The organism is Streptomyces sp. NPDC043853, from assembly GCF_056436025.1.
In genome coordinates this window covers 368663-390421 of the sequence record NZ_JBWKDJ010000001.1, presented here as the reverse complement: position 1 = coordinate 390421, position 21759 = coordinate 368663, and the positions used below count along the sequence as shown (strand labels likewise).

Genomic DNA, 21759 nt, shown 5'->3' with positions numbered 1-21759 from the left:
TCTGCTCCTCGTCCTCGTATCGGTGCCGACCTCGCTCATGTCTTTTCCAGCTTCTTGGGCCTGGGCCTGGGCCTTGTTGCCGGTCGCCTCGCGTTGTCCTCGGGCTGCTGCAGGCCCTTGCCGTCGTTGCGGTTGATCGCGTCAGCCTGGCCCGCGTCAGCCTCACTGCCGTCGCCCTCGCTGTGCTTCCGGATGCTGGTGAGGTTCGCGCCCGGTGCCGGCTTGTCGTGCATGATCGAGTCCATCCGCGCCGTCTCTTCGGCCTTGGCCGCCTCCAGTCGGACCTGCCTGCGTTGGGCCTCGCGGTAGGGGTTGATCCCCAGTGCCAAATCCAGATGGAAGACCACGTTGGAGACGCCCCGGCGCAGGTACGTGAGGTTCTCGTCCTTGGTCGTGATGAGTCGGGCGAGATCCGGCGGGATCCGCTGGTGCAACTGCTTCTGGTACTCCGCCACCGTTTTGTCGCGCATCGGGCCGAAGAGCGTGTAGTCCGCAGCGTCGAACTTGTTGAAGTCGCTGTCGGCCAGCATCTTGTCGACGTCGTTGTAGCTGTAGACCACCCGGCCGCCGCGTTCGTGCATATGGTCGAACTGGTCCTTGAGGTACTTCTTCACCCGGTCGTCGATGTGCTCGGTGCCGTGGATGATCACTGTGTCGCCGATTCCCAGCTTGCCGACGGCGAAGCCGACGATGTTCACCAGCTGCGCCATCGCCACGCCCTTGCCGCGGCGCATGAGCCGCGAGAAGTCGTAGACCACGCGCCGCGAATCCCGGACCCCGTCCACGGCCGAGGCCGTGTGGTTGTTGAACAGGTCGCCATTGGTGCTCAGCATCGCGTTGGCGATGCCTCTGAGCACGTTGTAGGCGCGCAGCTGGTCCGGGTCGGTCTTGCTGGAGTTCAACAGCGCCTTGTGCGCGGTCGCCAGGTAGGAGACGAACATCTGGAGACGCGGCACCTGGGTGTGCGGGATGTTCACCACGCGCAGGCGGTTGCGCTGCTCCTTGGCGTTGTGCCGCCACATGCCCTGCTCGATGTAGAAGTCCGTGGCCGTGTCTTCGAGGGCACTGCGGATGATCGAGCCGACGGCACCGTCGGTGGTCTCGTAGAGCTGCTCGAACATCAGCTTGAGCTTCTCCATCTGAGCGGAGAAGACCGTCAGTTCGTCCTCCTCCTCGCCGAACATCTCGAACATGTTCACGTCGCCCTGGTTCAGGTCCACGCGCGAGGTGAGCCGCTCGAACCTCGGGCCGAGCTTGTCGAGGTTCGCCCCGTCAAGGACGAGGTGGACGACCTGGCCGTTGTTCAGCAGCGTCGCTTGCGAGATCTTCGAGCACCACATGTTGGCCACCCGCTGGCGGTCGAGGTACTCGCTGAGGGTGGCGTCGGCGACGATCACGTGGTGGGCGTAGGCGTTTACGTCCATGAGCACGGCGCTGTTGTTGACGTCGCCGACCATGTAGCCGACGTACTCGCCGCCCTTGTCGTTGAGGCCGTTGGTCACCAGTGAGTACGAGCCGGCCAGCTCGGTCGAGGTGAAGTGGAAGCCCTTGCCCTTCTTCTTCTCGTTGTTCTTCCACAGGCCCGAGAGCTCCTGGCGCTGCTCGCCGGCGTAGGGCGCAGCCTTCAGCGTGCCGAAGCGGTCGATGTACAGGCGCGTGACCCGGTCGATCGTGTCGTCCAGGGTCGCCAGGTCCGGGGCCTTGAGAAAGAGCCGGTTGTGCACCGAGAGGTAGCTCGCGCCGTCTTGGAGCTCTCCGATCGTGACCCCGAGGTCACCGGAGATCTTCGCGGCCTTGCGCTTGGAGGAGGTTGTGCCCGTCTCCTCCTGCTCGTTGGCATCGAGCCGTTCCAGCTTCTCGGACTGTTTCGTATATGAGTCGATCCACTTGTCGTCCATCCGCTTGACCTGCTCAAGCACGACCGCGGTGACCCGCTCGTCCAGGCCGTCCGGGATCCGATCGATGCCCCAGAAGGCGGCGAAGTTGTCGTGCGCGGCGTCGTCGTGGAAGTACGCCAGAATGCAGGCGACCGAGCCGTCGACCTCGAAGTAGTCGGAGCGGAAGAGGTACTTCTCCTTCGGCTTCAGCGCGAGCAGATGCGGATAGGCGTCGAATGCGCCCTGGAGGTGCTTCACCTCACGGCGGCGCTGCCACCAGTTCTTCTTCGGCTCGGCGGCTTCGTCGGCCACGCCGTGAGCTGCCGCAGTGGTCTGCACGCCCTCAGCCTGAGCAGCGTCGTCCGCGGGCAGATCACCGACCAGAAGCTCCCCGCTCTCATTCGTCTCGTCAGGCTTCTTCCCCGGGACGCCGAGCTGTGCCCGGACTTTCGTCATCAGCGCCATGGTGTCCTTCGTTCGTTCCTCGTCGTGTGGGTCGGCCTGGCGCTGTCAGTTCAGCGACGTCTTGTGGTCGAGCAGTTCGTCGTCGATGCCCTGGTAGAAGACCCGCAGCATCGGCTCGACCTCCTCGCGGTCGAGCATCGTGGCTTCCTTGATCATGAGGGTGGAGCCGCCGACCTCGGCCTGGAGGACTTGGTGTCCCTTGCGCAGTGCGTCGGTGTTCTTGCCCTTGAGCAGCAGGTACTGGTGGATCGAGGGGAACTTGCCGCCCACGTGCTGCGTGAGGATGTCGTACTGCTCGTTCTGCAGCTCGATCAGATCGGGGTCACGGAGCTGAAGGGCCTGGTTGCGCCGCTCCAGGTTCGCCACCTGGTGGTAGATCCGCTGCGGCTCCTTCGTCGTGATGAAGCTGTGCTCGCACGTCGTCTCGACCTTGCGCCAGAAGGAGTCGACCCGGTCGAGGATCCCGATCCGGTCCTCGTCGAAGAGCAGATAGCTCGCTGAGCCGACGACCAGGTAGACCCGGCCTTCGCCGCCGTCGGAGAAACGGATCAGCCCGTCCTCGTCGATCCCGTCGATGCCGACGATCGAGTAGAAGTCCGTGGGGTTCGAGCTGCGACGGGTGAAGACGTGGCGGGCCGTGCGGGGCAGGTAGGCGAGGAAGGCCGGCACCCGCATGATGCGCAGTTCCTTCGTCTTCATCAGGCCGCCGAAGTAGGCGATCGCCGCCAGTCCCCAGAGAACGAAGAACGTGATGGCGACTGGGCCCGAGCTCGCGACGAACGTCGACGTGCTGAACCACAGCAGGGCGAGGATGCCGCCACCGAAGAAGAGCAGTTGCTTGATCGGGGAGGGCTTCGCCGCCCAGCCGCCCTTGCTGAGCGTGATCTCGTGATCCAGGAAGCTCCTGTTCAGCGAACTTGGCACCTTGTAGGACAGTTTCGCCATGAATCTCCCATCCCCCTGCCACCGCAATGGCCATTGCTCGACCTGTCGAGAAGTCTTCATATGTGAGGCGCGCGAATGGCATCCTATCTTAGGCGAGTCATTCGAAACGAGAGTGAAAGGGAGTCGGATGGCGATGTGAGACGAGTCCGACTGGCGGATCCGAGTCATCGAGTGCTGTTTGAACGGCTGACGGATCAGTCGCACCGCGGAAGCGGTCGCGCTCAGTCCATCGCTTCCGCCTCGAGGCGCGGAACGTCGTCGTCCAGGCCGAGCACGGCCAACGCATCGACGGAGCCGCTCTGGTCGAGGCCTTCCTGACGAACCGACATCCCGTCGAGCACTGCCGGCTCAGAGTGCCGAGGGGGGCGTGCCCGGCGCCGCACAGCGTCTCCTTGACCGGACCGGACCGGACCGGACCGGACGCCTCCTGTCGTGAAGTGGCAGCAGCGGGAGCGGGCCCCGAGGTCCGGGACCCGCTCCCACGCGTCACTACCCGGCCGCCATCAACCGAACGACGGGACGATCTTCTTCCTGCCGCCCTGTTTCCTCCAGGAGATGCGGGCGTCGAAGGTCTTGCCCTTGGCCGAGACGAAACCCGTGCCCTGGATGGTCTTACCGGCCGCCAGGTCCTTGCGCTGCGCATCGGTGAAGGTCACCTGGCACCAGGACCGAGGTGGCTCGTCGTCGGAGCCGAAATCAGGGATGATCTTCCTGGCCTTCGCGTCCCAGGTGACCTTGCAACCGAAGGTCTTGCGAGTCCGCGCGCTGACGAAGTCGTCGATTTCCAGCGCCTGGCCCGCCAGGAGCGCCGCGACCTCCGCCGGCGTGAACGTCCGGCCGGACCACTTCGTCGGCTTGTCCGGCACCTCCAGCTGGAACCCGACGAATGTGCGACCCCTGAAGTTGCCGACGCCGAGCGCACCGGTGGCCGGGAAGGGCTTCTTCCCCTTCGGCCTCGCCTCGAACGAGATCGTTTCGCCCGCGAGCAGCTTTGCCACCTCGTCATCGCTGAACTCGTGGCCCGACCAGACCTTTTTGAAGGCGACCTTCTTCGGGCCACCTGGAGCGGCCTGCCACACGCCCTCGGCGCGGCCGGCGCCGACCTGGTCTCCGAGCCCCGGCTCGGCGCGCATGGACGAGGCGTTCTTCGTCATCGTGGCGAGCTCATTTCACTGGCCCGCGCCGGCCTGAGCTTCCGGCCCTTCTCGGTAGGCGGCGGGTACTTCGCCGTGTCGCTGGGGCCCAGCCCGGCCTTGCCGCACTTGCTTCCGTACTTGCGCTCGACTTCGTCCAGCGACGAGGGCACCTTCGGACCCGGACGGTTCGGGCCGTGCGCGCCCTGGGGCTTCACGTGCGTGGAACGAGGCTGCCGGTGAGGCGCGGGGCGTCCTCGGGGCGCGAGGCCGACGCGGCCATGCCCGCACACCCGGGTCCTGGACACAGAGACCCGACAACCCCAAGCCCTGCAGCGCTTACGGACGGAAAAGAGCTTCTCCTTGCTCCTCGCGGTCATCGGATCGGCCGCCCTTCCCGCTCGCGTTCGAGCCTCGACTGCTTCCTGGTCGCCTCACGGGCCATGTCCCGGAGATGGATCGCCTCCTTGTGTGTGATCGGCGCGTCATGAAGGTTGTGCGAGCCCCGCAGGAAGTTCTCCGTGCGGTCGGCGATGGAGTATGCGAGCGCCTGCTCGATCACCGCGCTGGTCTGGCGCACCTCGCCCAGCTCGTCGCGCAGCTTGCGCAACAGCCCGTCCCGCTCGCGTTCGACAGCCTCGATGCTCATCAACCGTGTCAACACGCTGCCCAGCAGCGGGTCGCGGGAGCGGAACAGCTCCACGGCGCGCTCGGTGGCAGGATCGGCATCAAGGTGCAGGTCGAGATGTGCCAACAGGAACGCCATCACCAGGGTGCCCTGGCTCAGCCGCCGGCTGAACTCCCGAGCGGCGCTGTCGCTCGCGCCCAGCTCACGGACCGCGGCTGCTCGCAGCTGCTCCCGCAGCGCGTTCATGACGCTCTCGGGCAGTGCCTTGATGTGCGGTTGGCTCTGCATGCCGACGAGCCGGAAGCCCGACTGGGGGAGCGTGGCGGTCTCGGCTGCACTGCCCGAGCCCCTCTTCGAGGGCGCGCTCTGTGCGGCGCGCGGATCACCGGTGAACTGCGGCGATCCGGGCCCCACCTGCTCGGGTTCGTCCGGTGCGACGATGTCGTCATGAGCAGCGATTTCGGCTGTAGCGGCACCCTCCACGTCCGGCCGGTACCCGGGAGCGGAAGCGGCATCGGCCGCAGGGGCCGCCGGCACACCGCCCGGGAGCACCCCGTCAGCGGTGTTCTGTCCGCCGCCGGCGCCACCGCGCTGATTGGATCTGCCGGTGCGTTCGGAGTTGCCGACGTCGGGCTCGCGGTCCGGCTCCAGGTTCGGACGATCCGTTCCGGCTTCCCCGTCGAGATCAGCCCGCGGACCTTCGACCCCGAGTTGAGAGTCGATGGCGCCGGTCTCATCGAACCGCACCTCCGGCTCGGGTGTTGGCGCCGGAGGCCCAGGCTGTGCGGCCTGAGCCTGGACGCGCTTCAACTCCTCGCTCCCACCACGCCGGTAGGCGTCGAGGAAGGACGTGTCCACATCCATCACCTCGTCGGTGGGCGTGGCCGCCTCCAGCATCTCTGCGAAGTCCCGGCTCATACGAGCTCACCGTCCTCCTCGTCGAGCAGGTAGTTGTCGCCGCGGGTGAGCCCGATCAGCGAGTCGAAGCCCGTGGTGACGACGCGTTCGAGGTTCGCCGAGTTCTTCGCCAGCGCCGCGACCTGATCGACGAGCTCATTGAGCCGCGCGATCTCCAGGGTCGGCAGGTCGTAGTCGAGGTTCTCGCGCCGGATCTTCTCGACCACCGCCTCGGCCACGTACTCGCTCACCGAGGAGAACCCGCGCTTGTCGGCCCAGTACTCCGCGCGCTGCTTCTCGTCCGAGCTCAGCCGGACGAACATGCCCTGGCGGCCACCGCTGCTGGTCTGTGTCCCGCCCGACGGCTTTTTCCTCGTGCCGCGCACAGGTTGCGTCGTCTTGTCCAACTCGTGTGCGGCAGTCATCTGCGGCTTCTCCATGCCTTGCCTCGCCAATCCGTGAAGTCGCCCTATCGGCGCTGGTGGATAAGACCTCTGCCACTCTTTTTGTTTCCTGTCGAGCATTGGCAGAGTCGAAGACGCGCCCAGTCAGCCCCCCTTGCCACGCACTGCCGCAGCAGGTGGGTCAGTCTGATGAGCGCCCGCTCAGGGCTCGGACAGGGGAGTCGGCGTCGCGTTCGCCGTGCAGTCGACAAGCTCCTGGGTGAACCTCGGGGATTGCCAGATCGCCTTGTCCTTGTCGTTCGGCACGTGGTCGACGATTGACCCGGTGCCGAGCGGCGCACCGCCGGCGAGGAAGTGCAGCGTCTCCTGGCTGAAGCCTGCCTTGTACACCGAGGTCGCCAGGCACTGGCCGGCCGCCGCGTAGGTCTTCTTCTGGCTCTCGTCACGGGCGTAGGAGGAGAACATCGAGACCAGGCCCTTGGTGAGCTCGATGGAAGAGCTGACCGGCTGATCCGCGCGGACCGGGTAGGCAGGCTTCAGGTTCGGCTTGCCCACCACTGGCTTCGCGGCTGCCTCCGGCGGCGTGTAGCTCTGGGCCTTGGGGCTACCGCTGTTCGGAAGTACGGCCTCGCTGACGCATCCGTCGAAGTCCTCGCGCAGCGACCGCGAGGCCAGCAGTGCGGCGTCGTCCTCGCTCACCTTGTTCAGCCCGCCGATGACCGTGCCCATGTCGTCGCTGTCGGCCTTGATGATGTAGGCCAGCGCCTTCTCCGACATTCCCGCCTTCCGCACCGCGCCACCCAGGCAAGCTCCGCTGCTCTTTCCGGAGCTTCCGGCGCCTTGGAAGGCGAGCTTGTCCAGCGCCTTGCCGAGAGCCGTGTCGGCGACCTTGGCTGTGCTCGCGGTCGGGCTTGGTACGGGCGACGGCAGTGTCTCCTTGGCCGTTCCGTCGTTGCCGCCGGAGCACCCGACGAGCACAACGCCCGCAGTCAGTGCCGCAGTGGAGAGTCCAACCTTCCTCGTCCTCCAGGCCCTCATCTCTTCTCGCCTCGCATCCCCTGTTGCCGACCAGTCTAATTGGATCCACTGGTCTCTGAGGGTATCTTATTCGAGTGGCCATTCAATGATGGTCTGTGATGAGTTGAAATGTCGCGCGATAGGGGTTGCAGAGGCTGCACAGAGCGGGACTCGGTTGCGCAGAGTGCCTGCGGGCCCGTCTGGCGCTTGGGGATCAACAGAGTTGATCCGGAGGGCTCTGCGAAAGCAGGGCGCAGCCTGGTGCAAGGAACTGCCGTGCCTCGCAGTCGAGATGGCCTCGACCTGCTGCGGTCGGCTCCCTCGGACCTTCGGCGCAGTGCTCGCGTCCATCGCCGGAGGCCGGGAGTTCATGCAGGGGGCCACGCTCTGACGCGTGTCCACTTCGGAAGGAGAGCGCCGGACAATGCACGGCGCGCACCACCCAGACCTTGGCGTTGCCTGGGGTACGACCCGCCAGGGCGCAGCAAGCGCCGGCCCCAACCGGTCAGCACCGAGGCTGTGAGCCCGTCCCGGTGGTGAGTTGCCACCACCGCGAACCGAAAGGGCCACGAGGCACCCGAGGACCTCGCATACGACACGAGCGCAGATGCCGCCGCCGGCGTCTTCCGCGCCGCCAACACCACCACGACGGACGGAGACACGACATGGTGCTCGCGATCGGCGCGCTGCTCGGCTGCGTGGCCACTCTGCTCGCCCTCGCCATCCGGCGCAGCCTGACCCGCACGCCGCACTGCGGGTGGTGCGCGACCGCCTCGAACTGGCCCACCTCCCAGCACGACGCCCTGCTCTGCCGCGGCTACGTCCAGGACCGCCGCCGCGAACGGCTGCGCGACATCAGGCACGGCCGCCCCGTCGAGGAGCCGAACCCGTGGGGCGAGGCGTACCTACTCGACGAAGAGATCGCCCAGCGAACGAAAGCCGACGCATGAGCACCGAGACCACCACGGCCGCCGCCGACTTCGCCCAGGCGCTCGCCGAGCTGGGCGACGGATAACCGGCCGACCCGGAGGGCACAGCGCCCGTGATCGCCACAGTCACCGCCCCGGCGACAGGCGAGCAGCACCCGGTCCTGATCGAGCCCGGCCCGCTCGACTGGGTGACCGCCCTGGTTCAGGGCGAGCGGGACACCTTCCGCGCCGCCCGGTGCCGCGGCGGTCTTTCACCCTGATCCGCCGGCCCGGTGTCATGCCGTCCGTCATTCCTCGTCTTCGCAATGGCCCTGGTGTTCCGGTTCATCACGGCAACGCTCCGCGGGGTCGAGACCACGGATCTCGGACACGTACAAGTCTTCATCCGGGCGAAGGTGTGCTCGACGCGGGCACGGACCCGTCGGTGTCCGGCGTTGTCCCCCTCCCGCCCCACGCAACGGGCCGACCGGCCCTTCTGTGGTGCTGGGTGATCAGCCCGGTGCCCAGGTAGGCAACGTCCCCGATCGCCGTCGTCCCGGCGGCCACGGCCGGCAGGTTCGACTCCCGCCACACGTGGGCATCGGCCTTGTTCTCGGCGCCGACCGGGCCGATGCCATGACCAGCCGGGTGTACGTCCGCGACGGACCGCGTTGCCGGCTCCAGCGCCGGCAACGGCCCCAGCCGCTGGATGACCCGGCCGACCGTCGCCGAGGAGATACCGAACAGCGGGGCCGGCTGCCGCATCGTGAGGTTCGTGCGGTAGTACACCGCCACCGGCAGAAGGCGGTCCGCCAGCGGCAAACATCACGGTCAGCCGCCACCGGCTCTCTTTCCGCCCCGCTCCCGCACCACTCTCACCAGCTTCACGAACCGATCCATCCGCAAGCCGTGAACGTCTGCGGATGGTGACGGCTGCCGGGTGCTGTGGCTCTTGTCCGCGGGCCCGGCGGACCTTGACGGTGTCAATGACCTCCCCGAGGCGGGTTCAGTCGGCGGCGTTGCCGCCGGTGAGGACGAAGCCGAGAGGCCGGCCGCGGCCGTCGCAGGACAGGTGGACTTTCGTGGTCAGTGCGCCTGGGGATCGTCCAAGGGCGTGATCACATATTTCGTCCCGCCGCCCTGCCCCTTTTTACGGGCGCCCACGGCATGCTGGTGGGCTCGCGGGACCGTGGAGTCGACCGACACCAGCCAGCCGTCACCGGTCGCGTCCCTCACGGCCTGGGCGGGCGGCCGGCATTCGCATGAACGTCCGGTCCAACACCCACCTGCGGAAACGGGTGTGGATGGTCCTCCAGGGCCCGTACCGTGCCGGCACATCACGTCACCTCACGCCGACCCCGTCCGCGGCTTCCACACGATTCCGTTCAGCACCCGCCGGTCGTCCAACCTCGTTGCCGGGCTGGGGGGGGCGTCGCGCCATGGTCTGGTCGGGAGTGGTCGGTTGCTCGCGAGGAGCGTGATTTTGATCGGCGAAGCCGATCCGGGGGTCGGAGTGACGAGGTATTCGGTCAGCGTAGCTGTCTCGGAACTCCGCAGCTCATGATGACGTGCCATGCCGACATGATGTGGCATCAGAACCCTTTGGCGGTGCGCCTTGGCGTAGGTCAAGTGAAGTTGATCGGCGAAGCCGATCCGGGGTTCGGAATGGCAAGGTATTCGGTCAGCGCGGCTGTCTCGGAACTCGTCGACTCATGATGACGCCCCGTGCCGACATGATCCCGCATCAGAGACCTTAGAAGGCACGCCTTGGCGCAGGTCAAGTGAATGCCGAGCCAGGGGACATCACGCCGTGGTCTGGTCGGGAGTGGCCGGTTGCTCGGCGAAGAACGCGAGTTTGATCGGCGAAGCCGATCCGGGGCTCGGAATGACGACGCATTCGATCAGCGCAGCTGATTCGGATGAAGCACTGAAAGAGAAAATCATCTGATCGGCGAAGCCGATCCGGATGGGGGCATGACGGACAACTGAATATCTCAGCCCAATCAGCCAACTGCGCTCGGACGACGTCGTCGATCCGGGCGCTTTGCTGTATCCGAGGAGAAGAACCCATGCCGAACGCTCCGAACAACGGACAGCGGGGCCAATCGTTGGCGCGGCCCAGACAGGTCTCGGCCCCAGAACCTGGCAGTAGTCGGTTCGGTGAAGTTCGAGGCTCTGTACGGCCGTTGTGCGCATCTCGAAGCCGTCGGATTCGGTAGCGAGCGTGTGGCTAAACGGCCCGTCTGGCTTTGTGTTGAACCCATCGGGGGTTGGCCGTGATCAGGCCGGATCCCGCACTTGACCCCCTTTCCCTGAACACCCATGCAGTGGGCACCACTTTGTGCTGCCCGCGCCGAAGGAGAGAAACCTGATGAATCACAAGTCCACGATGTTGTCGGTCGCGTTCAGTGGGGCCGATAACACGGGTAAGACCACGCAGATCCGCCTGCTGGCCCGCCGGATCGGTCCGGCTGCGGCGCTCGCCGGCGCCCTGCACGACCACGACTCTCGATGGAACAACATCCAGCGCGATATGGCCGGATGGTGGTTCGAGGAGAGCAGCATCGAAGAGTTCGTGGACGTCCTCGCGTCCTCTTACCTCGCGCGATCGGCCGTCCGTGGCGTCGAGAGCCTGCGACTGCTGGACCGGGGCATCCCCATGTTGGAGGCGTCGGTCGCCGCCACCGTTGCCGTCCGCGAGAACCTGGCCGCCCCGGCGGCGGCCGACCGGGCACGGGCCCTGCTCGAACCGTGGGCCACTGACCTCCGCGGCGCCGAGAACGCTGAGCTTTCCCTCTACCTGGCGTTCTCCGATGACATCGACGAGAACGTGGCCCACAGCCTCGCCCACCAGGCGAGCGTCACCCCGCCCTACGACCGCTACCAGCAGGCCCTGCACGAACGACTTCACGTCATGGCCACCGAAGAGGGCCGCTTCCAGCACTCGGTGCTGATCGGTGACCGCTCCATCGTCGAGGTGCAGCGGGACATCCGGCGTCTGCTGCACCCGTGGCACCCGGCCGTCCCTGCCGGTGCCCTGGACGGGGTGCAGGTCATCGGGCTCGGCGGGCTGTCCGAGAGCGGCAAGAGCGCCGCCGCCGAGTACCTGCGCACGGGACACGGCCACGACCGCCTCAAGATCGGGTATCTGCTCGAAATCGCCGCCGCGCACGCCGGCCTGCCCGACCCGTACGCGCTCCCGGAGGGCATCCAGGCCGAGTTGATCGTCGACGCCCTGGATCGCTATCTGACGGCCCACCACTACGTGACCGACGTGACGATCGAGTCGCTGCACTCCTTGGAGTCCACCGTCGAACTGCGACGACTGCTCGGACGGCAGCTCACCGTCACATACCTCGACACGCCTATGGCGGTCCGCCGCGTACGCAGCGAAACCGGAGCCGACGACGTGGGCGTGCGCGACCTTGTCAAGGAAAGTCGAGGCGCGGACAGGATCGCGGGCATCGCGGACCTGGTGATCGACAACTCCGGTACGCGGCTCCGCCTGGAGCGCTGCCTGGACGCGCTGGTCCTCGATCGCCGCTGGCCCGCACGGCAGCCGGAGACGCAGCCCGTGAACATGCTGCGCCTCCCGTTCCACCTGGAGTCCTACCTGCACAAGCTGCTGGCCCGCACCACCGGCGGCGCTGACCCGGTGGTGGACATGCTGGCCGTCACCGGATCCGCTGCCAAGGGCAAGTTCCAGAGCGGGTGGAGCGACCTCGATGTGCTCGTCGTATCCGACAACGCCCGTTTGGATGCCCTCGCCGGCGTGCTCGACGAAATCCACTCCGACCTGGAGGGCGTCAAGCTCGGCGTCAGCGTCGTCACGCTCGCCGAATGTCGCACCGGCAACGTGTCCGTTCGGCTCCAGCACGTGCTGGCCCAGATCGGTGCTGGTGACATCACCCCGCTGTGGGTCCGAAACGGCCTGCGGCTCCCCGCTCCGGACCCGGTCGCCACCGTGGCCGCCACCCTCATGAGCGGGATCGAGGCAGCCTTCTACATCCGCCGCTACCTCCTCGCCGGCGCCGGTGATCTGCACGCCCTCTACAAGAAGACGGGGCTGTCCGCGAAGGTCCAGTTGGACTTCCGCGGCGTACCGGTCTCCGCCGACGAGGACGCCCTGACCATGCTCCTCGGCGCCCACGGCCACGACACCTCCCTGGCCCGCACCGCCCGTACCGACCGCGACGCCGCCCTCGAGGTCGCCCGGATCATCCTCAACCTGTGGGACGACACCATGAATGGAGTGGAGCAGTGACCGACGCAGTCTTCGTGAAGGACTTCCCCCATCGCACGGCCGCGATGGGGGAGGTTCGTGGCCACGACCTGGTGAAACACCGTCTCTCCGTCCCCCGGCTCCATGGTCTGCACGACGGGCCGGACGGCAGCCAGGTGGTCTTCGACGACGTGTTCGCTCAGGGACGGTGCGATTTCCTCCTCGGCGACCTCATCGCCCTCGCCGACCGCGACCCGATCCACATACCGCGTCTCGTCAAGCTCGTTGAGGCCGTGTGTCACGACCTGACCACCGCCTTCATGGACGAACGCCGATACCCCCTGAGTAGCTGCGTTCCCATCCTTTACGCCGATCGCATCCGACCCGGTGGACGCCTGGACACCTGGTATCTGAACCCCGGCCACTCCGTCGTTCCGGCCGGAGGAAGCGTTCCCGCTCTCACTGCGGTTGACCTGGCCGACCACACGGTCACGGTCAACGACCGGCCGCTCACCATCAACCTCCCCGACATCATCCGTACGACCCGTCAGATCCTGACACCGGACAGCAGTTGGGTGTGCGGACGCACTCAGGGAGACCCCACCGAGCCCAACGTCGCCGACCCTCTGTGCTGGCTCGACTTCGCACTCGCCGGCCTCAACACCCTTCCGGGCGAAGCCGCCAACCTCCTCTGGTACCTGATGGGCCTGGGCGGCTGGCTCGTCCCCACCTATCAACCCGACACCTACCAGCGCACCATGCGCCTCGCCCTCCCTCCCCTCACGACCCCCCAGATCACCGACCTGCACCACGACCCCCGACTCCGACACCTCGACATCCACTACCTCTGGAACGCCGGCCCCGGCCGCCGAGCCGCCCTCACCACCGCCCTGCAAGCCCTGTCCGACATCCCCTGGGACGACTTGCGCCCCTTCCTCACCCTCCGCGTCCTGGGTGTCGTCCGTCCCTGGACCTTCACGACGACCGACACCCTCCTGACGCTGATCAAAGCTGCCGAACTCCATCAGACGAGCAGCAACGCCACCGAGTTCTTCACTCAGCACACATTTGAAACGGAGCTCCCGTGAACCCCACCCTCCCCATCACTGATCAGTCGCTGAGCGTCCAGCCCCTGCTCGGCCGCACCGCTCTGGTCACCGGAGCCACCGGTGGCATCGGCACCGCGATCTGCCGTGCCCTCGCCGCCGCCGGCGCCCAGGTCGCCATCGCCCATTTCGGCGAGGACGCTGCCGCCGCCGACCTCCTGGACCAGCTGCCCACCCGAGGCATCGCCGTCTCCGGTGATCTCACCGATCCGAAGTTCCCGGCCGCCCTGATCACCACCGTCACGGACGCCCTGGCACCCGTCGACATCCTGATCAACAACGCCGGCGCCTACCCCCGTATCGCCTGGGAAGACCTGGACGAGGCCGACTGGGAGCAGTCCCTCGCCGTCAACCTCCACGCTCCGCGCCGCCTGTGCCAGGCTGTCACCGCAGGCATGACGGCACGCCAGTGGGGCAGGATCGTGAACATCGGCTCGATCAACGCCCTCGTGGGCCGTCGCCAGCTCACCCCTTACGCCACGGCCAAGGCCGCGATGATCGGACTGACCCGGTCCCTGGCCCGCGATGTCGGCGTGGGCGGGATCACCGTCAACTCGGTCCTGCCCGGAGCGATCCAGGTTCCTGCTGAAGATGCCCTCCCGCCCGCCGCCCGGGTGTCCCCCGAGCACCAGATCGCCCGCCAGTGCGTTCCCCGCCGCGGGCGGCCGGAGGACGTGGCCGCCGCTGTCGCCTTCCTGGCAAGTCCTGCGGCCGGGTTCGTCACCGGTCAGAGCCTCCACGTTGATGGCGGGTGGGTGATGAGCTGATCTCCTTCGGCCGGGTTCACCACCGGTCGAAATCTCCACGGTGATGGCGGCCGGATGATGAACTGATCTCATCGACAGCAACGCCTGAGGAGACACAGTGAAAGAACGCGTCCGTGCCGTCCTGATCACACCGGCCCGCACCATGCTCATCATCCGCCGCACCATCCCCGGCCGCGACGTCTACCACGTCCTCGTCGGCGGCGGCATCGAGGACGGCGACCCCACACCGGAAGCGGCTCTCCACCGTGAGATTCACGAGGAGATTGCCGGGAAGGCTCACATCGTCCGGTTGCTGGGCACTCTCGCCGACACCGAACGCGAAGAGATCCAGCACATCTATCTCGCCGAGGTCCGCACCTGGGCCTTCGACGACCGTACCGGCAGCGAGTTCACGCGTGCCGATCGCGGCGCCTACGAACTCGTCGAGACCCCCCTCACCACCCCCGAGGCCCTGGCCACCCTCAACCTCCAGCCTCCCGGGGTGCTGCCCCTGATCCAGAAGGCCATGTCCGAATGGGCGTGAAGCTCTGCACGGCGCGGTTCTCATCCGCAGTGCGCCGGCTGATCCTCGGCGTACGCCATTGGGAACACCGTGCAGGCCACCCACGGAACAGGTTCGACTCCTGAGCGCTGCAGATGATCCCTGAGGCGTGTCCCTGGAGATCTATGCAGCTCCAACCACCCCAGCACCCCGGTGCGCGCGCTGCCTTCGGGCAACCGCCGCGCCGGGGTGCTGTTTTTCTTCTTCGTGGCTCGCCTTACTCGCCCCGTGAAGGCCGTGAGCACAAGGGATCAGCAGAGCTGATCCGGATCTGACGTCGAAGAACATCCTCGTTCCGCCAGGAGTCGGCCTGGCCGACTCCATGAGCGGCTACCGCCTTGCCGTGTCCTGTGCCGGCCCGTGCACTCCAGCATCCGTACCACGGAACTGCACTGACAACGCCGAGGTGTTCCTCTCCTGGCTGACGAAGCCGGACGACCTCGTTGAGGACCCGGCTGGCCCAGGCCCCCGAACGCTCGCTGAACCACTACCTGTCAACTCCGCCCGTGACCACAGACGAGGGGCCGAAGGACCTGCTCGTCGAACTGCCCTGGCAGCAGCCGCGCACGCACCAGGCCGCCCGAGGCCGGAAGGTCGATCTCGCCACCGCCCGGCCCCGTCGTCACGCTTGTCCGGCAGGACTCCGCACGCCCCGGAACCGCTGTACCTCTTCGGCGTGCGCGTTTGGCCGTCACCCGGTGCCCGCTGCCCGCGGGTAGCGCCGGGTCTGCGGCCTGCCCGCCATGCTCGGAAGCTCCTCATCCGACCCGAGCGGCTGCAGTCGGGCCTGCTCGCGAAACAGAACGCGCGGAGACGCAGCGTCCTCGTGTGGCAGGGCGTATCAGTGTTCGGACGACTGATCTCTTCGACCTCGGCCTTCGAGGTCGCGTCCAGTGCTTCACACATCAGGCCACCTCCTTACTGTGCTTGCCCGCCGGCTTTCGCGGCGAGGGCCTGCTGTTCGACGTGCCGTGCCGCGATGTACAGGCCCTCGCGGTTCAGGTGCCGTGAGTAGCTCGAGTCGAGGTAGAGCACGGGCACATCGCCGGCGGCCTTCAGAAGCGCAGGGTGCAGCAGGTGCTTGATGGGGCCCGAGCCGCCGCCGTAGACGTAGACGACCTCGGTCGTCGCACCGGCCTGGGAGAGGACGTCGCCGAAGGAAGAGGCGATCTCGTCGACCAGGTAGCCGGCCTCGTCCTCGACGAAGCCGACGGCGCGCTGGTGACGATTCTTCACCAGAACAGACGGCTTCGCGTGGAGGAAGTCCGCCAGCTGCTTGCGCGAGGAGAACTGCAGCGTGGCGTCCGACTCACTCATGCGCTCCATGGCGTTCATCAGCGCGGTGCCGTAGCCCTCGTCGAGCGTGGCTGCCGCCTCGGGGTTGAACCGCCCATCGGTGAAGACCGGGAAGTTCACGGTGCCCTCACCGACATCGACACCGATGGTGTTCTGCACCGCCACCAGATCGGAGGCCGAGACCCCTTCCACCACGGATGCGTCGCGAGTGCGCAGATCATCGAGAAGAGCCTGGGCCAGCGGTTCGCCCTTGTCGGTGATGGCGAACTGCGCGGAGGCACCCTCGGCCATCACCTGAACGTCGACGAACTGCAGGCGCACCGAGACCGGGGTGCTGAAGTTCTTGATCGTCACCAGGTGCACCGCGGGGTCGGAGCTGCCCAGCAGACCGATGAACTCTGCGGCGTAGGCGTGGCGGCGCGCGACGAACTCGGAGATCGGCAGCGCCAGGCCGGCGCGCACCTGCACGCGCAGCTCGTGACCGGGCAGCGCGCCGTTCTCGCGGACGTAGTCGCGCAGGGCCTTCGCGGCGAAGACACCCAGGACCAGGACCTTGCTCAGCTCCTGATCAGCCTTGGAGTGCTTGCCCAGTACCTCGAACTCGGTGAACTTCGAGCCACGCACGCTCAGCGCTGCCCGGCCGAAGATTCGGCGGTCCGACGCCGCTACCAGGGTTGTGGTGAGTGAGCAGTCGATCTGGTTGTAGAAGTCGCCGGCCATCACGGAGGCCGCATCCGCGTCGGGGAGCGGCACCTTCGGCGAGGTGCGGGAAGTCGAGACGACTGCGCTGGGCAGATCGATCTCGTCGAAGATCTCCCGCTTCGTATTCTGGATGACGCCCTTGACGTAGCCGTTGCCGACGTCGATGCCGCCGGTGAGGGTGATGATGTCGTTGCTGTTGGCGCTCATGAATTCGGTCCCTCGGTGTCTGTGTCGTCTGCCTGGAAAATGAAATTCACCGCGTCACTCAGCGCCGAGTACTCGCCATGATTTCGTCAATGGAGGCCTGCTTCGGAGGCTCCGGGTTCGGGCCGGTGGCACTTACCGCAGGATCCTCGACCGTCTCAACAGGTGTTGTAACCGGCTCGGGTTGGGCTACCGGCGCTGGTGCCGTCTTCTCGACGACGGCGTCGGCCTGGTCGGCGACCACGGGCTGTGGCCGCCGAACAGGCATGGCGGCCGGACGGCGCTCGGTGACCGCCTCGTCGTCCTCGCGCTGCTCGGTGCTCTCCAGGGGCGGCCGGCCGCGACGCGGCAGCTGCTCGACGGGCTTGTAGTAGACGTCGACGTATCCGTCGCGCTGGATGGACTCCCGAATGAGCAGTCGCAGCGACTGCGAGATGTTCTCCTGCTGATCGAGCCACTCGATCACCGAGGTGTCGGCAGCGGGCACGGTCCAGCGGACCTTGCGAGGTTCACTCGGCCGATTCGCCATCGCACCCACCTCGCCCTGCCACTCGCTCCTGCACTCCATCCGGTCGTTCGCGGGATGTCTCTCGCTCTGTCACACGGACTCACCACCCGTCATTTCTTCTTTCGAATGTGAATCGCTATGAGTTGACTCTAGTGTCCCTATCGAGGCCCATGCAAGTCCTACTCGATACACGAGTCAGACTCCATTGATGTCGCCAGTCGTCTCTGGTGGGGGCACCTGTGAGACGCCGCAGTGCCCCTGCCGGAGACGGCTGGGCGCAAGCCGAGGGCGCCATGCGCCCATGAGTCCCCCATGCAACGCAGCAAGGGCTCCCACGGGACACCTGCGAGACACCTGGCGTCAGGGCGTGGTCTCGGGGAAGCCGCACGGGGGCACACGCAGGCTTCCACTCGTGTCCCGACTGTGTCTCGTGAGAGACACCACCCGGCTTCCCGATGCAGATGTGTCCGCCGAGGGCACTGTGTGCGACACCGGGGCGGCACCGTTGGAGCGCGCGCGAGATGCCGTGCGGACACGCGCGGGACTTCGAGGGACCCAGTAGCAGCAGTCGGTGTCTTGTACGTGTCCCGGTCACGGCCCCTGCACGTTCCGATGGGTCACCGCAGAGACGTGAGGTGAGCGCTGATTCACGGGGCCGCGAGGCCTGACCGCACCCCTTGCTGCAGCCATCCGGCGGGTACGTTGCGACGGTCACGGACGCCGGCGGAGCGTGGCCGGCACAGCTCTGAGCGAGACACCGACGCAGTGCCGGTGCGGCGGTCGGCACAGGGGCGTCATCGACCCGACGAGGTTACGCAGAGAGAGAAGGGTCGAAGGGGGGAGTAGGCCCCCACGCCCGGCGAGCGTGGGAGGAACGACGTGCTTGCGCAGCATGGGCCGCGGGGTGGAAGAGGCTCGGAGGCATCGCTGCGGAGGCCACCGCCTGGAGGAAGGCGACAACGCTCCGATACCCCTCGAGCTGCTCGCTGTGCCCGATGGGCAGATGGTCGCAGCAGCCGGGGCCCTCTTCTTCCGATGCGTCCACGAGAGACCGCCCCGGGCTTGCCGCGCAAGAGCGAAACGCAACACGGCCCCGGGCCGGATCGTGTCGACAAGGTAGTGCCGAACGCCCGCCTCGGCCGCGGTGCGTGACGTGCGCCGGCACGCTGCCGCAGCAGCACCGGAGCAACGACTGGAGCACAGCAAAGCCAGGTTGGTGAAGCCGGCGCAGCACGATGGTGCGAGGCCGGCTACGCCGTCAGCGGCGAGCGATGAAGTCGAGCGTCATCCACAGCCGAAGCGACGGCGTCGCGAGAGGACGGATCCGCTGCTGGGCGAGGGCTGTGCCGCCTGCGGCGGCAAGGGGATGCACCGGAGCTGTGCCCCGTCGGGAGCAGACCCGTACCCCGCCTCGTTCGTGCCTCACGAGGACGGCTCGGCACGGGGGTACGGCCTTATCCCGAACGACGAAACAGCAGTACCGCCAGAAGACGTGATGACCAGGCGAGACAGCCTGCCCCGTACCCCCGCTGCACGAAACAGGGGAGGGGTACGAGTCGAGGGGGTACGGCCCGTTTCCCCTGATGTTCCAGGCTTCCGCCAATGCTCCAGCCGTGGAACGGTGGGACGGCGACAGAGAAGTGAAAGGGCATAAGGGAATCTGATAACACGTGTTCTGCGGACCCTCGCTCCGCTCGGCCTCTTCACCGCGCCCCGATGACGTGTCAGACATGGCCGACGGGTCCCACCGGTCGATTGGCTCGCCGGTCCGTCGGTCTCCGGCGCTTCCTCTGGCCATGCCGGCCCTGCGCTTGAGAGACGACCCCCGACACCGCCCCGCCGCAGTCGTCCACAGACGTGTGGGCAGGGGCGAAGGGTGCGGTAGTGGATGGGCAGGCACGCAGCGCCTGGCTCAGCCGAGAAGTGACGCATCGCGCGGTGGCCGGCAGTGCGATCCGGCCCGGGGTAGATCACTCCAGCGGGACCTTCCGGGTCGTCAGCCGGCAGGGCCGCCGCGGGAGCTGGGCTGAACATCGAGATCGCACGGACCCACCGGGGTCCGCACTCGATGGTCGCTACTCCACTCGAGTCCACGAAGAGGCACACCACGACATGGCCCCGGCCTGAACTCGTCCTGCGATGGAGGCGCCCGCTGCGTGCCGAAGTTGTAGAAGTCAAACAGCGAAGCCGTTGCCGAGGATGCGCTCCGGCGAAGTCGGGGACCTCGACGACGTCGACTCAACTGACGACGAGAACAGCACGGTCGTCACCGTGAACATCCCCCGCAGCGGTGACGGGATGTACATCGTCCACCTCATGCCGATGTGTGGTGACGATCGGATTCGCGTCGAGCTCCAGCGGGAGAAGGACCTGGCCATGATCGGGTCCAGTACCGGGCGGCCGGAATGGGGCAGCGGCACGCAGGCCGCCGCGCTTGCACAGACGCCAGGACCGCGGCTCTCGACTCCAGCTGTGGAGACCGCCGAGTCACCAGGAGAGGAGACTCGAATGATTGCTGAAATGATTCCAGAATCGTTCTCGCACGTCGTCCTGGTCACCGGTTCCCGCAGCTGGAACGAGGCGAAGAGCATGCGTAAGGTGGCGGGACGCAGGCTCGGAGCTCATCATCTTTCCCGCTGACTGGTCGGCCCGGGAGCAGCCGGATTCCAGCGGAACCAGGAGGTGGTCGACGCCGCCCAGGCCTTCCGCGAGGCCGGGGCTCAGGTGCTGTGCACGGCCTCCCTCGACCTCTGCCGGAAGCCCGGATGCCCGAGGCGAAGCCAGGAGCAGCTCATGCCGGATGCACCAGGGCACTTCTCACACGGCACCATCCGCTGCAGGGCTCGAGTGTGAGCTGCGGGACCAAGACGACCCATGTGATCCATCCGGTCTGAAGACGCGCGATGGGCCCTGCAGTGTGCTGCAGGGCCCATCGGGGGTGAATGAGAGAAATCGGCCAGGAGGCGAACATCAGGCTCGGCGCTAGTTGCTCCGATCGATGCCGTGAGCCTCGTCGTAGGCCTTCATGACCTTCTTCGGGATGCGCCCCCGATCCGCGAACTCGTAGCCCTCTTCCTTGGCCCACTCGCGGATCTTGTCTCGCTCCTCGGCAGTCGTCTCAGGTACGACTCGCTTCTTGGGCGCAGGCTTCCCGGCTTTCCGGCTGACCTCCAGGTACGACTTCAGCGCAGCCTCAAGGCCCTTCTTCTCCTCAGCTGTGAGGTCGACTTCGTACCAGGTGTCTCCCAGGCCGAAGGTCACCGTAGCCGCATCCGGCTTACCGCTGAGATCTGACTCGACAATGCTTCGAATAGCCATACCGGTGAGGGTAGCCGATGCGCAAGGACTTTGGAAAGCCTGTCGAACTCATTCGATATAAGTGCGCCATTTGGAACCCGAATGAGACTCAAAGGTGCTGGTGAATTGGCAGAGGTGGCGACTGTTACTGCTAGAATCGCAGCAAGTTTGCAAGGGCGTCTCGTACCTCGTTCTCCACCGACCAGGGACCCCATCGAGAGGGCCTCCACCATGTCCACGCTTCATGCCGCCGACGACCACTCGCTCACCGACGAGGACATCGACTGCGCACCTGCTACGCCGGCGACTCCCACCGCGGTGCCGCCGCCGCGCGTGTCCAGGGCTGGACGACGTTGGTGACCGACCACCACGATGAGTTCGCGCCGGGCTCGACCGCGGACATCACTGTCGACCCGCGCCGGATCGACGAGACCTACGCCCACACCGGGGTCTGCGGTGCCCACGTCCTCTACCAGGTGATCGAGGCATACACCCGCGTGCACCGGCCCGAGAAGCGCTGGGAGATCCGCCTGCTGCGTCTGTTCGCCGGGCTCGGCACTGTCTCCGAGGTCATGCCCGTGCTGTACACGAACCGCCGGCTGGTGCGCGATGCGATCTCGATTGCTCGCCTGCTGCGCGTCGCCGCGCCGAAGACCATCCCCCATCCCTGGGGTGGGTTCGACGCCGATCCCGATGCCATCGACATCGAGCAGTCGATACCGATGCAGCCGCTGCGCACCGAGCAGCATCGCCCGGTCTTCTACTGGGGGCTTCGATGGCTTCGCGATCGTGCTGAAGACCTTCGCCCGGGTCGGCAGGATCCGAGACGTCGACGACCGCGA

Annotated in this window: 18 protein-coding genes and 2 pseudogenes; 8 read left to right on the top strand and 12 right to left on the bottom strand. The window is 66.8% G+C overall.

Features of this window, described 5'->3' with window-relative positions:
* Positions 1-35: 35 nt before the first annotated feature.
* From AC067U_RS01600 to AC067U_RS01575, 6 genes are all read right to left on the bottom strand, one after another.
* Positions 36-2333 (bottom strand): hypothetical protein, encoded by a 2298-nt coding sequence (locus tag AC067U_RS01600; RefSeq protein WP_478827579.1) that lies wholly within the window; start codon positions 2331-2333, stop codon positions 36-38.
* Positions 2334-2387: 54 nt separating this feature from the next.
* Positions 2388-3287, bottom strand: a complete 900-nt coding sequence (locus AC067U_RS01595; protein ID WP_478827578.1) for a hypothetical protein — start codon at positions 3285-3287, stop codon at positions 2388-2390.
* Between the two features lie 503 nt (positions 3288-3790).
* Positions 3791-4441, bottom strand: a complete 651-nt coding sequence (locus AC067U_RS01590) for a topoisomerase C-terminal repeat-containing protein (RefSeq protein WP_478827577.1) — start codon at positions 4439-4441, stop codon at positions 3791-3793.
* Positions 4442-4796: 355 nt separating this feature from the next.
* A complete protein-coding gene (locus tag AC067U_RS01585; protein WP_478827576.1) occupies positions 4797-5966 on the bottom strand; it encodes a hypothetical protein in 1170 nt (389 codons plus the stop codon).
* Positions 5963-6370: a hypothetical protein gene (locus tag AC067U_RS01580; protein ID WP_478827575.1), complete on the bottom strand. Its 408-nt coding sequence runs from the start codon at positions 6368-6370 to the stop codon at positions 5963-5965. The genes AC067U_RS01585 and AC067U_RS01580 overlap by 4 nt, the downstream gene beginning before the upstream one ends.
* A gap of 180 nt (positions 6371-6550) precedes the next feature.
* On the bottom strand, positions 6551-7126 hold the full coding sequence (locus tag AC067U_RS01575) for a hypothetical protein (RefSeq protein WP_351031495.1): 576 nt from the start codon (positions 7124-7126) through the stop codon (positions 6551-6553).
* 905 nt (positions 7127-8031) lie between these two features.
* On the opposite strand from AC067U_RS01575, the gene AC067U_RS01570 reads away from it, so the two are divergent.
* Together AC067U_RS01570 and AC067U_RS01565 are read left to right on the top strand one after the other, a co-directional pair.
* A complete protein-coding gene (locus AC067U_RS01570) occupies positions 8032-8316 on the top strand; it encodes a hypothetical protein (protein ID WP_284574770.1) in 285 nt (94 codons plus the stop codon).
* Between the two features lie 92 nt (positions 8317-8408).
* A complete protein-coding gene (locus AC067U_RS01565; RefSeq protein ID WP_478827574.1) occupies positions 8409-8555 on the top strand; it encodes a hypothetical protein in 147 nt (48 codons plus the stop codon).
* Positions 8556-9005: 450 nt separating this feature from the next.
* Here AC067U_RS01565 and AC067U_RS01560 read toward each other — a convergent pair.
* Both AC067U_RS01560 and AC067U_RS01555 read right to left on the bottom strand, forming a co-directional pair.
* Positions 9006-9174: pseudogene (locus AC067U_RS01560) on the bottom strand (transposase family protein); the annotation flags it as partial.
* A gap of 109 nt (positions 9175-9283) precedes the next feature.
* Positions 9284-9474: pseudogene (locus AC067U_RS01555) on the bottom strand (IS5/IS1182 family transposase); the annotation flags it as partial.
* A gap of 610 nt (positions 9475-10084) precedes the next feature.
* Between AC067U_RS01555 and AC067U_RS01550 the strand changes: the two are divergent.
* From AC067U_RS01550 to AC067U_RS01530, 5 genes are all read left to right on the top strand, one after another.
* Positions 10085-10222, top strand: coding sequence for a hypothetical protein (locus tag AC067U_RS01550; protein WP_385681541.1), 138 nt, complete (start codon positions 10085-10087; stop codon positions 10220-10222).
* A gap of 423 nt (positions 10223-10645) precedes the next feature.
* A complete protein-coding gene (locus tag AC067U_RS01545) occupies positions 10646-12538 on the top strand; it encodes a nucleotidyltransferase domain-containing protein (protein ID WP_478827573.1) in 1893 nt (630 codons plus the stop codon).
* Positions 12535-13584, top strand: a complete 1050-nt coding sequence (locus AC067U_RS01540) for a hypothetical protein (protein WP_478827572.1) — start codon at positions 12535-12537, stop codon at positions 13582-13584. Before AC067U_RS01545 ends, AC067U_RS01540 begins: the two co-directional genes overlap by 4 nt.
* On the top strand, positions 13581-14369 hold the full coding sequence (locus AC067U_RS01535; protein ID WP_478827571.1) for an SDR family NAD(P)-dependent oxidoreductase: 789 nt from the start codon (positions 13581-13583) through the stop codon (positions 14367-14369). Before AC067U_RS01540 ends, AC067U_RS01535 begins: the two co-directional genes overlap by 4 nt.
* 97 nt (positions 14370-14466) lie before the next feature.
* Positions 14467-14892: an NUDIX domain-containing protein gene (locus AC067U_RS01530; RefSeq protein WP_478827570.1), complete on the top strand. Its 426-nt coding sequence runs from the start codon at positions 14467-14469 to the stop codon at positions 14890-14892.
* 936 nt (positions 14893-15828) lie between these two features.
* Here the strand turns inward: AC067U_RS01530 and AC067U_RS01525 are convergent.
* Positions 15829-17115 (bottom strand): ParM/StbA family protein, encoded by a 1287-nt coding sequence (locus tag AC067U_RS01525; RefSeq protein WP_285523263.1) that lies wholly within the window; start codon positions 17113-17115, stop codon positions 15829-15831.
* Positions 17116-17173: 58 nt separating this feature from the next.
* Positions 17174-17599, bottom strand: coding sequence for a hypothetical protein (locus AC067U_RS01520; protein WP_478827569.1), 426 nt, complete (start codon positions 17597-17599; stop codon positions 17174-17176).
* Between the two features lie 2220 nt (positions 17600-19819).
* Between AC067U_RS01520 and AC067U_RS01515 the strand changes: the two genes are divergently transcribed.
* On the top strand, positions 19820-20260 hold the full coding sequence (locus AC067U_RS01515; RefSeq protein WP_478827568.1) for a hypothetical protein: 441 nt from the start codon (positions 19820-19822) through the stop codon (positions 20258-20260).
* Positions 20261-20602: 342 nt separating this feature from the next.
* On the opposite strand, the gene AC067U_RS01510 is transcribed toward AC067U_RS01515, so the two are convergent.
* Together AC067U_RS01510 and AC067U_RS01505 are read right to left on the bottom strand one after the other, a co-directional pair.
* Positions 20603-20938 (bottom strand): histone-like nucleoid-structuring protein Lsr2, encoded by a 336-nt coding sequence (locus tag AC067U_RS01510; protein ID WP_478827567.1) that lies wholly within the window; start codon positions 20936-20938, stop codon positions 20603-20605.
* Positions 20939-21159: 221 nt separating this feature from the next.
* Positions 21160-21666 carry a hypothetical protein gene (locus tag AC067U_RS01505; protein ID WP_478827566.1) on the bottom strand — a complete coding sequence of 169 codons (507 nt, stop codon included), beginning with the start codon at positions 21664-21666 and terminating at the stop codon, positions 21160-21162.
* Between the last annotated feature and the right edge of the window lie 93 nt (positions 21667-21759).

Coding starts and splice junctions, on each gene's coding strand:
- AC067U_RS01525 (WP_285523263.1), bottom strand. CDS start 17,115: ATGAGCGCCAACAGCAACGACATCATCACCCTCACCGGCGGCATCGAC.
- AC067U_RS01585 (WP_478827576.1), bottom strand. CDS start 5,966: ATGAGCCGGGACTTCGCAGAGATGCTGGAGGCGGCCACGCCCACCGAC.
- AC067U_RS01570 (WP_284574770.1), top strand. CDS start 8,032: ATGGTGCTCGCGATCGGCGCGCTGCTCGGCTGCGTGGCCACTCTGCTC.
- AC067U_RS01505 (WP_478827566.1), bottom strand. CDS start 21,666: ATGCTGCTCGGTGCGCAGCGGCTGCATCGGTATCGACTGCTCGATGTC.
- AC067U_RS01600 (WP_478827579.1), bottom strand. CDS start 2,333: ATGACGAAAGTCCGGGCACAGCTCGGCGTCCCGGGGAAGAAGCCTGAC.
- AC067U_RS01580 (WP_478827575.1), bottom strand. CDS start 6,370: ATGACTGCCGCACACGAGTTGGACAAGACGACGCAACCTGTGCGCGGC.
- AC067U_RS01575 (WP_351031495.1), bottom strand. CDS start 7,126: ATGTCGGAGAAGGCGCTGGCCTACATCATCAAGGCCGACAGCGACGAC.
- AC067U_RS01595 (WP_478827578.1), bottom strand. CDS start 3,287: ATGGCGAAACTGTCCTACAAGGTGCCAAGTTCGCTGAACAGGAGCTTC.
- AC067U_RS01515 (WP_478827568.1), top strand. CDS start 19,820: ATGCGCTCCGGCGAAGTCGGGGACCTCGACGACGTCGACTCAACTGAC.
- AC067U_RS01545 (WP_478827573.1), top strand. CDS start 10,646: ATGAATCACAAGTCCACGATGTTGTCGGTCGCGTTCAGTGGGGCCGAT.
- AC067U_RS01510 (WP_478827567.1), bottom strand. CDS start 20,938: ATGGCTATTCGAAGCATTGTCGAGTCAGATCTCAGCGGTAAGCCGGAT.
- AC067U_RS01590 (WP_478827577.1), bottom strand. CDS start 4,441: ATGACGAAGAACGCCTCGTCCATGCGCGCCGAGCCGGGGCTCGGAGAC.